This window comes from Paenibacillus sp. FSL H7-0735, assembly GCF_038008505.1.
Classification (GTDB): domain Bacteria; phylum Bacillota; class Bacilli; order Paenibacillales; family Paenibacillaceae; genus Paenibacillus_AQ; species Paenibacillus_AQ odorifer.
On record NZ_JBBOZH010000002.1, the window covers coordinates 604,567 to 620,737 of the forward strand.

At 43.0% G+C, this 16,171-nt stretch carries 9 protein-coding genes; 1 reads left to right on the forward strand and 8 read right to left on the reverse strand.

Annotation, left to right across the window (positions count from 1 at the left end; genetic code table 11):
* Position 1: 1 nt before the first annotated feature.
* The 3 genes from NSS82_RS30200 to NSS82_RS30210 form a co-directional block, all read right to left on the reverse strand.
* Positions 2-1,159: a glycoside hydrolase family 88/105 protein gene (locus NSS82_RS30200; protein ID WP_076104879.1), complete on the reverse strand. Its 1,158-nt coding sequence runs from the start codon at positions 1,157-1,159 to the stop codon at positions 2-4.
* A 94-nt stretch (positions 1,160-1,253) separates the two neighbouring features.
* Entirely contained in the window at positions 1,254-2,810 is a 1,557-nt protein-coding gene (locus NSS82_RS30205) for an extracellular solute-binding protein (protein WP_038573245.1), read from the reverse strand.
* Positions 2,811-2,899: 89 nt separating this feature from the next.
* Positions 2,900-3,757 (reverse strand): ABC transporter permease, encoded by an 858-nt coding sequence (locus NSS82_RS30210; RefSeq protein WP_370510932.1) that lies wholly within the window; start codon positions 3,755-3,757, stop codon positions 2,900-2,902.
* Between the two features lie 383 nt (positions 3,758-4,140).
* Here NSS82_RS30210 and NSS82_RS30215 point away from each other — a divergent pair, with 383 nt between their 5' ends.
* On the forward strand, positions 4,141-5,025 hold the full coding sequence (locus tag NSS82_RS30215; protein ID WP_036685426.1) for a carbohydrate ABC transporter permease: 885 nt from the start codon (positions 4,141-4,143) through the stop codon (positions 5,023-5,025).
* A 65-nt stretch (positions 5,026-5,090) separates the two neighbouring features.
* On the opposite strand, the gene NSS82_RS30220 is transcribed toward NSS82_RS30215, so the two are convergent.
* The 5 genes from NSS82_RS30220 to NSS82_RS30240 form a co-directional block, all read right to left on the reverse strand.
* The gene (locus NSS82_RS30220; protein ID WP_038573249.1) at positions 5,091-7,337 is read right to left on the reverse strand and encodes a helix-turn-helix domain-containing protein; all 2,247 of its coding nucleotides are present in this window, start codon (positions 7,335-7,337) and stop codon (positions 5,091-5,093) included.
* Positions 7,338-7,535: 198 nt separating this feature from the next.
* Positions 7,536-10,205, reverse strand: a complete 2,670-nt coding sequence (locus NSS82_RS30225) for a copper amine oxidase N-terminal domain-containing protein (RefSeq protein ID WP_076272301.1) — start codon at positions 10,203-10,205, stop codon at positions 7,536-7,538.
* Positions 10,206-10,382: 177 nt separating this feature from the next.
* Positions 10,383-12,455, reverse strand: coding sequence for a peptidoglycan D,D-transpeptidase FtsI family protein (locus tag NSS82_RS30230; RefSeq protein WP_076272300.1), 2,073 nt, complete (start codon positions 12,453-12,455; stop codon positions 10,383-10,385).
* Positions 12,456-12,997: 542 nt separating this feature from the next.
* Positions 12,998-15,055, reverse strand: coding sequence for an iron ABC transporter permease (locus NSS82_RS30235; RefSeq protein WP_076134124.1), 2,058 nt, complete (start codon positions 15,053-15,055; stop codon positions 12,998-13,000).
* A gap of 8 nt (positions 15,056-15,063) precedes the next feature.
* Positions 15,064-16,086, reverse strand: coding sequence for an ABC transporter substrate-binding protein (locus NSS82_RS30240; protein WP_076134123.1), 1,023 nt, complete (start codon positions 16,084-16,086; stop codon positions 15,064-15,066).
* Positions 16,087-16,171 lie beyond the last annotated feature (85 nt).

Consider the following 16,171-nt stretch of genomic DNA (forward strand, 5'->3'; position numbering starts at 1 on the left):
TTCACTCGCTCCCTTTCGTCACGGCAGGACGCTGCAAATATTCATATTCTCCGCAAGCCAGGAGGAATGCGCCAAGCCCCTTCTGATCATTGGTAACAATCGGTTCACTGATATAATAGGTGTAAGTACCATCTCTCCGGTCTTCACCACCGAGTCCAGCGACCTGGCAGTTTTTATTCAGGTTAACCCAGCCATTTTTGGTTTCCAGCACAAATTCAGTAATAAGGCCTTGATAAGCACGGTCAAGTGTCTCGAACCAACTAGCATCCAGTACACCAATCCGAATGCCCTTAGCCATTGCATAGGTGATCATACTTGAGGCAGAAGCCTCCAAATAATTGCCTTTACGGCCGCCCATGTTTACAACCTGATACCAGACTCCGGCATCAGCATCCTGAACCTGACGAAGCGCTGTCAGCGTATCTGTCAGAATACGTGCCAAGATCTCGTAATCCGCGTGTTCCTTAGGGAGCATTCCGAGTACATCCACTAGCGCCATCACATACCAGCCCAGCGAACGCCCCCAAAAGTTCGGAGACAACCCCGTTTCAGGATCGCACCACGGCTGTACCCGCTTTTCATCCCATGCGTGAAACAGGAGACCCGTCTCAGTATCCTTGGTATGACGCTCGCACAGAATAAATTGCCGGGTCACATCGTCCAGACCCTTGCCGCCTTCATACTCAAGTAAATACTCCAGATAGAAAGGAGAGCCCATATACAAGCCATCCAGCCAAATCTGATAAGGATATACATTCTTATGCCAAAACGCACCTTCCGAGGTTCGAGGATGCGTTGTTATCTGCTTTCTTAATAAATCTGCTGCCATTTTATATTTCGCTAACCCAGTTTCTTTATGGAGCACAAACAGGATCTTCCCGTTATTTAAGTGATCAATATTATGTTCGCTCAGGCGATACCCCTTCACAGAGCCGTCTTCCTCAATAAAATAATCCATATTATCTTTGATGAATTGATAATATTTAACCTGCCCGGTCTGTCTCCACAGCAGCTCAAAACCCTTCAAGATGACTCCATAATCATAAGACCATTTTCCATGATATCCGTTATCCTCATATAATCTTGGCGTTCGCTCCATAATCGAATCTGCCATTCGAACACCCCAGCCCATACTCCTAAGTGCATTATTGTCTTTCATTTTTTCCTCCTGTTTGAATAGATATGGTCCTAAACGCAGCCTCCCCATTTAGGACCCATCTACTATTTTCTTAGAATATAGTCTGTAGTACTTCTTAAGGATTTACAGCTTTATAAGCAGCTTCATATTCAGTAATGATTTTGCTGCCGCCGGATTTCTTCCACTTTTCAACCTCAGCTTTAAATCCGTTCAAATCAATTTTGCCAAGAATATATTTATAAGTGGCATCTGTCATAATCTTCTGCAATTCAGATCCTTGAGTAGAATAGGTCTCAGATTCCAGAGAGTAAGCAGGATTCAGTACAGCATATTTAGCATTCTCAACGATCAGCTTATCAGCTTCAACTTTGAGTGGATCAGCATCATGGATAATGAACCCATTCTCTAATGGACGAGATGCCGAAAATGGCTGAACTTCTTGCTTCCAGAGATCCGTATCCTTAATCGTAACCGCTTGTTCTCCATCAATTGTGTAGTGAACATCCTTAATACCGTAGGTCATCAAGCCATAGACATCTTCATTCATAAGATCATTAACAAATTTCAGGATCCGTCTTAACTCATTTTCATCCTTAACTTCGGATTTCGGGAAAGACAGCAGTCCCCCAATTCCGTTATTACCAGCCCAGATGGCACGATCTGCTTCATTGCCAGTGGAAGTGATATCGTTAACCATAACCAAATCCATGCCATCCTGTATGCCTTTAGACAGATTCAGCAGGTTCTTGCTGTCAAACAAGGCACCCACATAAATTCCAGCCTTTCCTTGCGCAAAATTCTGCTGCTGATCTGTTTTAGCCGTCACAGCGAAATCCTGATTAATATACCCGCCATCATAAAGAGTCTTCATATAATCCATGGTTTTAACATAAGCCTCTGTATCGAACTCAGGTGTCATTTTACCCGCATCGTCAACGCTCCAATAGTTCGGTGTTCCAAAGTATGAGCCCAATGTCTTAAATGCTCCATATACAAGATCGCTGCGGTCCATGAAGCCTGTGGTATCCTTTTTGCCATTACCATCAGGGTCTTTTTCGGTAAACGCTTTCGCAACTTCCATCAACTCATCTGTTGTTTTTGGAACCTGCAGTCCAAGCTTATCCAGCCAATCTTTACGGATAACAACGCCGTTTCTAGCCAAGGACTTCTGGAAAGGAACCCCGTACAGCTTACCTGCAATCGATGCCGATGTACGTGTATCCTGTGAAATTTTAGCCAAATTCGGGAACTCATCAAGATAAGGACTTACTTCCCAGAACATACCGGCCTTCAGTGCATTACGTACAGAAGAGTTATCAAGAATAGTCAGGGTAACGATGTCCGCTAGGGAATTCGATGCTAATGAAGTATTAATACGTTCTTCTTTGGAAGGATCCGGAATCCATGAGAATTCAATCTCTGTATTCGTTAATTCTTCAATTTTTTCCAGAATAGGACCCGTTGGTGTTGTAGACGTTTGTAAAATGTTCAGCCAGCTAATCTTTGCTTTAGCATCTAGCACATCTGCAGGTGCAGCAGTTGTTTTAGCAGTTGAATTCGTTCCCCCATTTGAAGAATTTGACTCCTTCGCGTTATTGCCTCCTCCGCATGCAGTGAGTACTAACCCGCTACACAACATTAAGGCTGCAATTTTTTTGTAATTGCGATTCATCAACATTACCCCTTTTACTAATGTATTTGTTGTTGTATCTTCCACCTCTGCCCTTAAGGCAGAGGTAAGAATTCAGCATACTGTGAAGCCTAGTAAACACCATCTTCGCCGATTTTTTTAGCTAACTTGTTCGACAGCATTACGAGAATCAAGCCAACCACACCCTTGAACAGACCTACTGTGGTACTGAAACTCAATTGTCCGTTCTTTAAACCAGCTGTATAGATATAGGTATCGAAAATTTCTCCAACTTCGCGGTTCAAGGAATTGATCAGCAAGTACATATGCTCAAAGCCCAGATCCAGCGTGTGGCCAATCTTCAGAATAAGCAAGGTAATAATGATTGGACGAATCGCCGGCAGGGTGATATGCCATGTTTTGCGCAATCTTGCCGCTCCATCCATCTCAGCTGCTTCATATAACTGCGTATCCACTACGGTAATGGCTGCCAAATAAATAATGGTTGACCAACCAATTTCTTTCCAAATGATCTGTCCGATATACACGGTACGCAACCACTCGGGAGAAGTCAAAAAGCTGATCTTCTGCATCCCAAAGGCCGCCAACATCTCATTCAGCACCCCTCCATCCACATTCATAAATACATAGGAAATGGAGACGATGATAACCCATGACATGAAATGGGGGATATAAATAATCGTTTGAATGGTGCTCTTAAATAACTTGTGCTGAACTTCGTTAAGCATCAGCGCCACTATAATAGGTAGCGGGAAGAAAATAACAATGTTTAATGCAAACAAGATAAGTGTATTACTCAATAGCATAAAGAAGGTAGGTTCTGTAAACAATCGGACGAAATGCTTAAACCCTACCCACGGGCTATCCGCTATGCCCAGAAACGGCTGATAGTCCTGAAATGCAATGATAAGACCGCCCATAGGCAGGTACTTAAAAATAACAAAATACAAAAATCCCGGGAGTATCATTAGATACAATAACTTGTTTCTTTTTAAACTCAGCCAGCTAGGCCCCGTTCGCTTTTTTCTTAATGGATTAACTTTCGTGTTCAGCATGGTGACGTTTGCCTCTTTCACCTGATCGGCCTCCTTGATCGCGTTTCTTTACGATTCCCAGATTACGATCATTCGTCCATTACGTATATAATCATCAGATACTGATACTCCAAGAACCCTACAGCTATAAGGTTTTCCAGACCCGTGCATCTTATAGTGATTACTACAATACATAAAGATCATCTATGCCTTATCACGCTTTTTCCTCCCAAAACAAAGCCCAAGCTAATGATTATATACGGAATAACAGACCCCTGTTAAAGTTTCAATGAAACGATTACAAGGAGGATATCTGCATGTCGCAATCATCTTTTAAAAAAGAAACTATGGGTAGCCGGCTGTTTACTATTGTAAATACCACACTGCTTACACTCATTGCCCTAGCCTGTCTTTTACCCTTTGTCAATGTGTTTGCCAGTTCCTTTGCTTCAACACAGGAGGTAGTAGAAAAAAGCTTCATCCTGTTCCCGACGACATTCTCTTTGGATGCTTACCGTTATATACTGTCAACGCCTACTATCTTTAAAGGGCTTGGCGTATCCATCGGTGTAACCTTAGTGGGTACAGTTGTTAGTATGGTTCTTACCTCTTTAATGGCTTATGGATTATCTAGAAAATATCTGTACGGAAGAGATTTTATCAATTTCGTAATCGTGTTCTCCATGCTCTTCAGCGGAGGGATGATCCCTACTTTCCTAGTAGTTAAATATTTCGGGTTAATCGATTCCTACTGGTCCATGATCATGCCTGTTGCGATCAATGCTTTTAACCTGATCATTATGCGCAACTTCTTCCAGGCGCTGCCGGAAGGGCTAGAGGAATCAGCCAAGATTGACGGCTCTAATGATTTTGGTGTATTTTTCAAAATCATGCTTCCGCTGGCGATGCCATCTATCGCGACCCTCTCCTTGTTCTACGGGGTAGCTTACTGGAATACTTATATGAGTGCAGTTTTATATATGACGGACTCCACAAAGTGGCCTATACAAGTCCTGCTGCGCCAAATTGTTATCGTCGCCAGCGGGATGCAGGGAGATAATGCTTCTGTTGATATTATCCCACCTGCTCAAACCATCAAGATGGCGGTTATCGTAGTCGCAACCGTTCCAATGCTGCTCGCCTATCCTTTCGTACAAAAACACTTCACCAAAGGAGCCCTGCTGGGTTCTGTAAAAGGCTAAAACATTGCAGCTATACAAAACAGCCAGCCCCGGTCTCCCGGGGCTGGCTGTTTGTGTTCAGCGCCTTACTTCTCCTGTTTCTGGGTTCGGTATGCACCTGGTGTTACATGTTCTTTTTTACGGAAGGATCGAATAAAGTTCTGCGGATTATGGTACTGCAGCCTTTCAGCAATTTCTTTAATGGTCATATCCGTTTCTACAAGCCACTTCTTAGCCATTTCCAGGCGATAGTTCATTAGATATTCGCTAAACGTCATCCCGTACTCTTTTTTGAAAATACTGCTTAAATAGTTCGGACTGTAATGAAGGCGATCACCGATTAATTCTAACGTTAAGTCCTGATCAAATTCTGAGCGGACAATCACCGCAATTTTATCAGATAAAAGGCGGAACTGACGGTCTGTCTTCTCCTTAACACTGGTCACCATCGGATGAATAACTTCTTTGACCAAAATGCGTTCGATCTCTTCCGGATTACGGATGTCTAACAATCGGTGGTACAACGTAGAATTGTCCTCTGTCAGCAGAACCTCTACACCCAGCAGCTGCTCCAGCTGAATCAGATTGTTGACGAAACGTATTAATGTGACTTCGAAATTCAAAGGATTCTTACTGTGCTTCATCATTTCCCCGAGTAATGGATACAGAGAACAGGAGACTTGTTCTTCATCTCCAATCCGAATCGCGTCAAATAACTGGGACTCAAACTCAGACGGATAATGCAGTAGAACTGGACCCGAGATTACCTTCGATATATCCTCATAGAAAATGATGGACTCTTTGCCCAGATTTAAACGATGGTGCAGCGCCTGCTTACTCATCTCACAAGCTTCCTTACTAAATAATAAATTATCGTAAAAATTGCTTATTCCAACACTAACGGATAGTTTCAGGATTTCTCTAGCTGTTCGAATAATTGTCTTCGCATAGTCCAGTGCTATTCTCCGGTTCTCCTGTTCATTCGCTCCCTCAAAAATCAGGATGGTCGCTTGTGTACGGTCATTTAATAGGATAGGAATCATCCGCTTCTCCTGCGGAATCAGCTCTTCCACCAGTTTGTTGACCGCCACAAGCAGAAGGTCCTTGTCGCTAGCCTGCCGTTCCCCATAGTTATCCAGCTGTATCAGCAGCGTTGCATACACCGAATTCTGTGACAGCTCATAACCGAAACGAGGCAAACCTTGATTCAGCTCTTCTTGAGATATCCGGCTACGAAATAGATTTAGAATAAACTGAGTTTCCAACTTAGGCATCTCAGACTCAATGAGACCCTCTAGGCTTTCTTTCTCCGATAAGATGGTATCAATCGAATTAATAATCCAGTCTACCTCATTCTTGGGCTCTAGCTCTGCATTGGCAGGTAATAATCGGCGCTGAATCTGCCGGAATGGCTTGGTGAAATACAAAGAGATAACGTAAGCGACTACCGCAATCAACAATGTAATAAGCAGTACCATCATCACAATCCCGAATCGGGTTGTCTTTAGTGCATCTGAAATTTCCGATTTATCCAAAAGAGTTACGTAAATCCAATTATTATAAGAAGATTTAGCATAAATAGCTTTTATCGATTGGTGATCAGCCCGCTCCATGGCAATCGTCCCCAATTGCCCCCCGCCTCCGGCAACATTAGTAATATGGCTAAGCTGATTACTAGTCAGCAGGGACTTCCCGGTTTCCGACTCATATAGAAGCTCACCCTCCCGGTTAAGAATAAACACCGGTGTGTTTCCTTCGGTCTGAAGGGTGCTCTGCAAGGTCTGAAGTGATATATCAGATAAGGCAATCGCCTGTTTGGTCTGTGAGAATACCGGCAGGGTATTTACAAAGCGGATGCCTTTATCCGTCTTAACCCAAAATAAACCCCGGCTACGGTTATTGATATAGCTCTCATAAAGTGTCCTGCTCTCTTCTTCCGTTAAATGTGAAAGCTTCCCATTAGAAATCTGCCATTTCTGCTCCAAACTGATTAGAGAATAATTAACAAAATCCATCCCCATACTGGCAATGTAGTTAAGCTGGGAATTAATCTCGCGATACTCCTCAAAATCCTGCTCCGTGATCGGATTCTGCACAACCTCTCTGAAGGAACTGGTGGTACTGTAAGTATTAAAAGCGTATTCGATGGTCTGAATTTTCTGTTCCAGAGTGTTTTTAATTTGGGTAATTAAACTCTGTTTATCATCCGCTACTCTCTCATTTACCGAATTAATCGTCGTCAGATAAATATAGCCACCGAAGCTAATAACCAGGCCAATCCCCAGCACTAGAATAGGAACAAAAATCTTGTAGAATATCCTGCCTTTTTTCATGATAGACTCCTTAAGCATGTAATTATTTTCAATTATAGCGCTTCCAATAGGTTAAACCAAATGTTTTAAATGTGTATAATCGCAACCCTATTTTTATTAAAAATAGAAAACAAAAAAACAAGGCAAAAAACGCTTCATCAAGCCCAGTGCTCAATGAAGGTTTTTTGCCTTATATTATAATGCCTTTATTCCCTATCCTTATATTTCAATCTCTTCCGTTGAATCCGAAAGACCACCACTCTGCACGCCATTGTTATTGGCTACCGCAAGAACATATACTTTATATTTAACACCCTTAACAATTAATGCACCATTAACATCTCTTCTCGAGGCTACAATTGTAGGATTCGTTCCGTTAGGCGTTATCGACGTATAATACGAGGATTTCACCTCAATTGCTTCCGCTGATCCAAAACCTTGTTTGGACGGAACCACCAGGATTCGATATTCCGAAATGTTAGACTCGTTAGAGGAACGGTTGAAACTTACTAGTATTTTACCCTCATCCACACTGTACGTTACATTAGTGACAGAGGTTACCGGCAGCTTAGTGGATAAAGTGATGGCATTCGACTCTGAGGACAACACATTAGTGCCTGAGTACTTGCCGCTGCCAATCGTTAACACATACAATCTGTAACTGATTCCACTCTTTATTAAACTTCCGTTTACGTCTCTGGCTGAAGAATCCAAGACTTGACTGGTGTTATTTCCTGAAGTGCCTACCGCAGTGTAATTGGAGCTCGAAACAGCATTCGCCTGGGTTAAACTAAAGCTGCTGTAATAGGAAGTAGGAACAATCAGGATTCGATACTGGCTAATGTACGTTTCATCCGTGGCATGGTTAAAGGATACTTTTAAATCACGGCCGTCTTCGTAATCATTAACGTCCCTTACATCCAAGCTCGAAATAGGAGCCAATCTGTAATCTACATTCAACGTAATTAACTGTGAACCAGAAGAAAGAATATTGCTGCCCGAGTAATTCCCGCTTCCGACCGTTAACACGTACACTCTGTAATTGATTCCACTCTTTATCAGGTTACCGCGCACGTCCCTTGATGACGAGGTTAACACTTGATTGGTGCTGGATCCTGTTGTGCTCACTGCTGTGTAGTTGGAACTGTACACATTATTGGCGTCAGATAAACTGAAGCTGTTGTAATAGGAAGTAGGTACAACCAGGATTCGATACTGGCTAATATACGTTTCATTCGTAGCGTGGTCAAAGGATACTCTTAAATCCCGGCCATCATCATAGTCATTTACGTCGCTTACATCCAAATTGTAGACAGCACTCACATTGTAGTCCACAGCCAACGTAATTAATGTTGAATCCGTTGAGAGAATGTTGGTGCCCAAATTCTTCCCGCTTCCAATCGTTAACACATACACTCTGTAAGGTGTTCCATTCTTAATCAAATTACCACGCACGTCTCTTGCAGATGAGGCTAACACTTGACTGGTGCTAGATCCTGTTGTGCTCACCGTTGTGTAGTAAGAGCTGGAGACATTATTCGCCTCAGATAAACTAAAGTTGTTGGAATAAGCTGTAGGCACAACTAGAATCCGGTACTGGCTAATATACGTTTCATCTGTAGCGTGGTTAAAGGATACTTTTAAATCCCGGCCATCTCCAAAGTCACTAACGTCGCTTACACTTAAATTAGAAACATTGACCGAGGACAGCGTAATCGCAGATGAAGCAGCAGACAATAAATTATTGGCTGTATTACTGCCACTATCTACCCCCATAACAAACACACGGTAACCAACTCCCGTCTTAATGAGGGCACCATCCACATCCCTCGCTCCAGACGATAAGATCTGGGTAATATTGGAGCCTGTTTTGTTGACCTGTGTGTAATTTGAACTGCTAACAGCATTTGCTGCCGCCAAATTAAAAGAAGAATAATTAGTAGCTTTGACTACAAATATCCGGTAAGAACTCACCTTGGATTCATCCGATACCTTATTAAAACTTACGGCTAAATCGCGGCCATCACTATAATCGCTCACATCACTTACTTGTACATTACTTGGGGCAACGACTACAGTATTAGTGTTAAGTGATATAGTCGCAGAACTATACGAAAGAGCGCTGGTATTATTGCCTTTACCCACTGCGAAAACATAAGCTACATAGGTCTGATTACCTTTAATGAGATCACCATCAACATCCCTTGAATTTGCGGTCATTCTAATCGTAGGATTAGTGCCTCTAGCTAAAACAGTAGAATAATTGGCGGATGTAACCTTTTGTGCAGATGAGATATTAAAAGTGCTCCAAGCCTTTACAATCATTACCCGGTAATGATCCACAAGAGCTTCATTAGAAGATTGGGTGAAGCTGACCTGAAGATCACGGCCGTCACCGTTATCACTTACATCCTTCAACTGTACATTCGATGCCGGATTTACAGTTCCAGTTTTACCGCCGGAAGTCGTTATGGTCACTACTTTGGTGCTTGGGTTCCAACCCACATCATGACCCAGTGCCTCACTGACAAACCGTGTAGGAACCATCGTTCTCCCTTTCAAATTCTGACCAGGCACATCTAGAGTTACAGCTTTATTGTTAATCGTGGCTGTCTTTGAGCCAATCTTTAACATAATCGTTGTATCATCTTTAGTTGCTGTTACAGTTTGTGTTTTCTGATTCCACTTGATAGAGGCATTAAAGGCTTCAAAAATTGCCCGTAAGGGTACCATTGTCCGTCCATTCACCATCACCGGTGCTTGATCTGTGGACAATCGAACCCCGTCAATAAAAATACTGATGGGCGCAGTAGCAGCTTTCACTGAAGATTGAAACATCATCGGCAAAACTAATAAGCCCACTAAAATAGAAATCCATAACTTCTTCACAGATTCACCCTCCTGGAATGACGAATACATTTTTTTCCTACCCCTTTGACGCTCATACTAGGATAAAAGTTTCACGCTTTATGGTTACAATATTTTAATCTAGAACCCGTTCCTTTCATCCGCCACAAACCGCTCTGTAAAAAGAAAAAGAAAGCGCAGTTCGCGCTCTCCTTTTGGTTATTCGTTGATACTTTTATCCACATTTTTCTTCGGAATTCCATCCAATCCGTACTCCCAATCATAAGCATCAAAAATTTTTCTCGCTACAGGTGCTGCACTACTAGATCCAAATCCGCCTTCAGGAATAACTACAGCTACAGCAAGTTTTGGATTTTCACGTGGTGCAAAAGCTATAAACACTCCGTTATCACGGTTTATGTTTTTACTATCCGTCTGTTGTGAAGTCCCTGTTTTACGTGCAAAATCATAGGGGAAATCACCGAAGGCACTTTTAACGTCACTGTTCATCCCTTTCTTTATCTCCCGCCAATAGGATTTATCGAAAGTAGTCACTTCATCAAGCACTTCCCGTTTGAATTCTTTGATAACTTTACCTTTGGAGTCCGTGATCTTGCTTACTAGCTGTGGTTTGATTCGTTGCCCTTCATTGGCTAGTGTAGCCGCATATTGCGCCAACTGTAGAACGGTATAACGCCCCTGCTGCCCAAAAGAAGCATACACAAGCGCAGACTGAACTGAACCTGCTTTAGCTTCAGCTTTATAATTTAAATCACCCAAGTATTCCCTTGGCAAACCTATCCCTGTTGGAACACCCAGACCGAATTCTTTCATATATGTGTCCCATACCCCAATGCCCTTAGACTTGTATTTTTCGTACAATTTTTTCCCGATCATATCAACCATATATACGTTTGAAGATTTTTCAATGGCTGTATAAGGGTACAAAGAGCCGTATACATGATTGGATGAGTTCCTTACATTAGTCTCATGTCCTTCTCTACCAAATGAGGTGATCCCCTTATCTTGATAAGTAGAAGAAGTACTTATAAAGCCCTCTTTTAAGCCAATTAACACACTCAATGGTTTTATGGTCGAACCGAGCAGCACGGTAGATTCAAAATTATGCCCTGATCTTCCCGATGAGTATGGAGTTATCGTTCCATTTTGGTAATGCTTTTCAATTTTTTTATACACCTCTGGAGAGATCGAACCCGTAGCCCAGTTGTTGGTATCATAGTCAGGTATGCTTGCCATAGCAATAACATTACCTGTATCCACTTCCATGGCTACAGCGTAACCTGTTAAAGCATCAGGATGTGTTTCTCCCTGAACGGTGTGTGAATGCAACCACTGAATCTGATCTTTAATGGCTTCTTCGGTCTTTAGCTGAATTTTTTTATTAAGGGTAGTCCAGATAGTGCTTCCTTTGACCGGGGGTTCAATACTGACAATTTTTTCTGCCATATTCTGCGGATCTACGGAAACTTCCTTATAACCATTCTGTCCCCGAAGCTCCTTCTGGTATTGCAGCTCCAAGCCATCAAAGCCTACTAGCTCATCCTCTTTATAGTTAAGTCCAGGGTTCTGGTTATTTTTCATCGCCTGAAGTACATCCTTATAAAGATCTAAACTAGTAGAGGATTTGAAAAATTTCACGTAGCCAACAGCTTGTACAGCCACCGTATCGGTATCATAATGTCTGCTGCTTTCCTCTATCACTTCAAGGTTTGGATATTCGTTTTTGTGTTCTAAAAAATAAGCGATTTCTTTCTTAGTTAAACCTGATTTAATTCTTCGCGCTACATAACCAGAGAGTTTTTTTGAATATAAATCCATAGACTCAAGGATCTCTTCTGTGGTTAGTTTTTTCTCATTAGGATCACCATAAGTTTCGAAGGCTTCTGCTAACTTGCTGGCGAGTGCCTTTGATTTATTATTTGCCTCAGCAGTTAAGGTAACTTTTTTCGTAGTTTTATCTGTTTTTGTTGCGGTATATTCCTTATCCAAAGTAAGGTACAAAGATTGAACGGGCGTTGAGTATGCCAATTTCTCACCATCAGCGGCGAGGATATTCCCTCTCAATGCCGATAATGCCACTATTTTCGTATCCCGGTTAGCCTCAGCTTCAGATAACGTAGGTCCTTCGACAAATTGCAAGACCGCAAGGCGTAGGATAATTACACAAAAAATAATAAAAGTGCTAAAGAAAAAAATATTGATTCTTAATTCGCCAGAGTTGTTAATAGTTTTGCTTCCGTCTTGTACACTTTTTCTGTCGAAAAGCCTCACATAATCCCACTCCTTATTTCCAAAATTCTACAGTATAAGATTAAAGTATAAACTAGCAAACGGAAATATACAAAATTAAGAATAATAGTTAAATAATTGTTCACAAATCGATAATATCCAATTAAAAAAGCAGCTTTCCCCGGTATGGGAGAATCGCTGCTTTTTGTTTATGGGCGTTGGTGGCCTGCACCAATAAATTGTCATCATTCGCCGAGGCTTAAGGACTCAGATGACGTTATATGCGGATTTTTAGCCTTTGGAGCTTGGTTTCGGACTCCAGCGACGTTACTCCTTAGGAAGAGGGGCAAATTAAGCACTTTTCATGCCAATTGCGACTATGCGGTCCGTTGTCACTTCAAATGCGAGATAAAGCTGCGTTTAAGGTCAGCTGTGTCCGATAGCTGTAGCGTAAGCGAAAATCTTAATCGAATGAAACGAAGTTTGAGGTGTTCTAGATGGATTAAGCTCAAATTAATCAGGGGGTGCCCCAGCAGCTATTTTTACAGCTGATGGGACCCCCCCTGATTTTTCCATAGCAAAATCTACACTTTTCTAACCTGTGACCGGTACATTAAAAACAAGAAATACGGAGCCCCAATCAGCATAATAATAAGGCCTGAAGGGATTTCTTTCGGCGCCATTATGGTTCTTCCGAGCGTATCGGCAATAACGAGCATCAAGCCGCCAAGTAATCCTGACAAAACAATGGATCGTCTCGTATGATGACCAATCATCATCCGCACCGCATGCGGCGCCATGAGTCCGAGAAAGCCAATTGTTCCCACACTTGCAACGGCTCCCGCTGCAAGCAAAACGCCGATAATCATAGCCCAAAGCCGCGTTCCTCGAACCGGCAAGCCCAATCCTGTTGAACTCTCGTCACCAAATGCCAACAAATCGCATTTTCGACCCAAATAGTATGCAATCGGAACAAGTACAAGCAGGAATACAAATAAGATGTAAAATTGATTCCAGCTTCGTCCATAAGTCGAACCCGTTAACCAAATTAAGGAGCTACTGCTCCATAAACTTCCTTTGACGATCATGACCTGGATTCCCGCAGAGGCAATTGCAGAGACTGCGATTCCAAGCAAGATCAGAACCGATGGATTCAAGGACCTGCGCCAAGCCATAGAAAAGACAAAAGCTGCAGCCAGTGCCCCACCCACGATTGCGGCAAGCGGAACTGCGAATACCGTTAAGGCTGGCCAAACGATCATTACGGCCAAAGCACCAAAGCCAGCCCCTGAGGTCACACCAATAATAGAGGCATCTGCCAATGGATTTCGAACAGCACTTTGAATCAGTACACCACTGATTGCAAGTGCGATCCCTCCTGCAGCCGCTACGAGTGTACGGGGAAGTCTTAAATTCAGCAGGACGGAATAGGATTGATCCCCCCTATGGAACAGACTGCTCAGCAATTCGCTGATCGGTATTTTTGTTCCCCCAAACGATAAGCTTACGAGGATAATAACAATCAGCAGCACGGTCATAAATATAGCCGTCGGCACAAAGCGCAGACGCAGTCCCGCCCCACCGATACTCATCGATGATTGGCCAGTGCCTGAGCCCGATATATTTTTCATCTTGGTGAGTACCAGCCAAATGAGCCACGGAGCTCCAATAATCGCCATAACTGCACCAACAGGCATTTCACCCACACTGCTTCGCACTACACGCGCAAGCGTATCCGCTGCCGTGATGAGCAATGCTCCCCACAACGCGCTTGCAGGAATGAGCAGGCGATGCTTGCGAATCCCACTAAGTCTGACGAGATGGGGAGCCACTAAGCCGACGAAGCCAATCGGTCCAACTACGCTGACTACAACCGCAGCCATTAATACCGATAGGCCAAGTCCTGTCGCCCGAATTAACCCTACTCGCTGTCCAAGTGAACGGGCGGTTGACTCATCGAGCTCCAGCGCATCAAATTGTCTGCCGGCAAATATCGCTGCCAATAGCAGCACTACGACAAAAGGCCAGGCATATATAACACCGTCCCAATCCAACTGGATTAGGGAACCTGAACCCCATAAAAACAGATTTTGTGTTTCTGTTCTTTTAAAAATATGTATGGCCGATGTAAACGCTCCGAGCACCATGGAGACGATCATACCTGACAAAGCCAGCCGAACAGGTGTGGCCGCCTTGCCTCCACTCAATAAATAAGCGGCTAAAGCAGCAAGCAGTCCCCCTGCAACTGCGAGCAAAAATGGAAACTCATGCTGCAAAGCAGGAAAAGCTACCATACCAAGCACGACCATAAAGTATGCCCCGGCATTAATCCCAAGTGTATCTGAGGAAGCAAGCGGGTTCTTCGTTATAGTTTGCAATAATGCCCCAGCCACAGCCAGAGCAGCCCCGGCCAGCAGACCAATAACTGTACGTGGCATGCGGATATCCCAGAGCAGATTATGTTCCATTATATCTTGGCGATTCAGTAAGCCATCTATAACAGTAGCTGCAGGGATCTTGGCTTCCCCAAAGCCTAAACTTAAAACGAACAGAATGAAGAGGACGGCAAAGCCGCCCCCAAATATTCCAATGATCCGCCAGTTCATGCCGATAGAGGCTTCTTTGCTACTCTTTTCGTTCATAACCGCACTCATTTCGTTAATGTATTTACAACTTCATCCACGATAACTTTGGAGGAGATCGGGCCGCCGAACACCCAAGTAGTACTGCTCAATCCGAAGGTGCGATTCTCTTTCACAAAATTAAGGCCATTCCAAACGGAATTATCCTTCAGTTCTTTCGTGAAAATATTATCATCCTCTTGGACGATATAGATCAGATTTGTATCCTGAACCGCAGGCAATGCTTCAACTGTAGAGGTGCTGAATCCGTAAACTTCGAAATTTTCGGGTTTCCAGTCGTTTTTCAGACCGATCCGATCCAAAGTTTGTACCGCAAGTGAATTATCTGTAAAAAGACGCATCGTTGCCGCATTCTGGTAGCTGTATGCTTGTGTCAGTACATAGTTCAAGCCTTCTTTGCCTGCATCAGCCAGCTTTACTTTTGCATCTGCATAATGTGCATCCAAATCAGCAAGAACCTTATCAGCTTCTGCTGTTTTGCCTACTGCCGCTGCAATCGTTTTGAAAGTATCTTCCATCAGCGTGTACTGATTGCCTTCTCCTTCATTTGGATACAGGCCGAAAATCAGTGTTGGAGCGATACTTTTAAGTTGATCATAAATTCCTTCATGCCCACCCGTATTGGCAATAATCAGATCAGGCTTTAATGAAGCAATTGTCTCCAGATCTGGCTCGTCACGGGAACCAACATCAGTCACGTTTGCATCAAGTGGTGCTTCAGAAGTCACATACAGCTTATAGTTTTCGTTATCTGCGTTACCTACTGGCTGCACTCCCAGTGCAATAACATCCTCCGTAAAGGTCCATTCCAATACCACAACTTTTTGCGCAGGTTTGTCCAGCGTAATCTCGCCTTTAGAATCTTTTAATACAATAGGACCACTTGTAGATTCACTACCCGCGTTTTCAGCAGCTGGTTTGTCAGTTGCTCCCGCGTTCGATGTTGAATTATTCTTTTGGTTAGTACCACAGCCTGATACGACCAATATGATAGCAACAACCATAAATAAACTAATTAACCTTTTGTGCATTTACTTTATCCCCCTGGATTCAACGTTCGAAGTTGATTCTATGATAACAGTTATCAATCTATTGATAATGATTATCACAGAAAAC

What these genes read in the sequence shown, in the direction of transcription:
- NSS82_RS30200 (WP_076104879.1), bottom strand. Translation starts at nt 1,159, where the DNA reads ATGAAAGACAATAATGCACTTAGGAGTATGGGCTGGGGTGTTCGAATG.
- NSS82_RS30205 (WP_038573245.1), bottom strand. Translation starts at nt 2,810, where the DNA reads ATGAATCGCAATTACAAAAAAATTGCAGCCTTAATGTTGTGTAGCGGG.
- NSS82_RS30210 (WP_370510932.1), bottom strand. Translation starts at nt 3,757, where the DNA reads ATGATACTCCCGGGATTTTTGTATTTTGTTATTTTTAAGTACCTGCCT.
- NSS82_RS30215 (WP_036685426.1), top strand. Translation starts at nt 4,141, where the DNA reads ATGTCGCAATCATCTTTTAAAAAAGAAACTATGGGTAGCCGGCTGTTT.
- NSS82_RS30220 (WP_038573249.1), bottom strand. Translation starts at nt 7,337, where the DNA reads ATGAAAAAAGGCAGGATATTCTACAAGATTTTTGTTCCTATTCTAGTG.
- NSS82_RS30235 (WP_076134124.1), bottom strand. Translation starts at nt 15,055, where the DNA reads ATGAACGAAAAGAGTAGCAAAGAAGCCTCTATCGGCATGAACTGGCGG.
- NSS82_RS30240 (WP_076134123.1), bottom strand. Translation starts at nt 16,086, where the DNA reads ATGCACAAAAGGTTAATTAGTTTATTTATGGTTGTTGCTATCATATTG.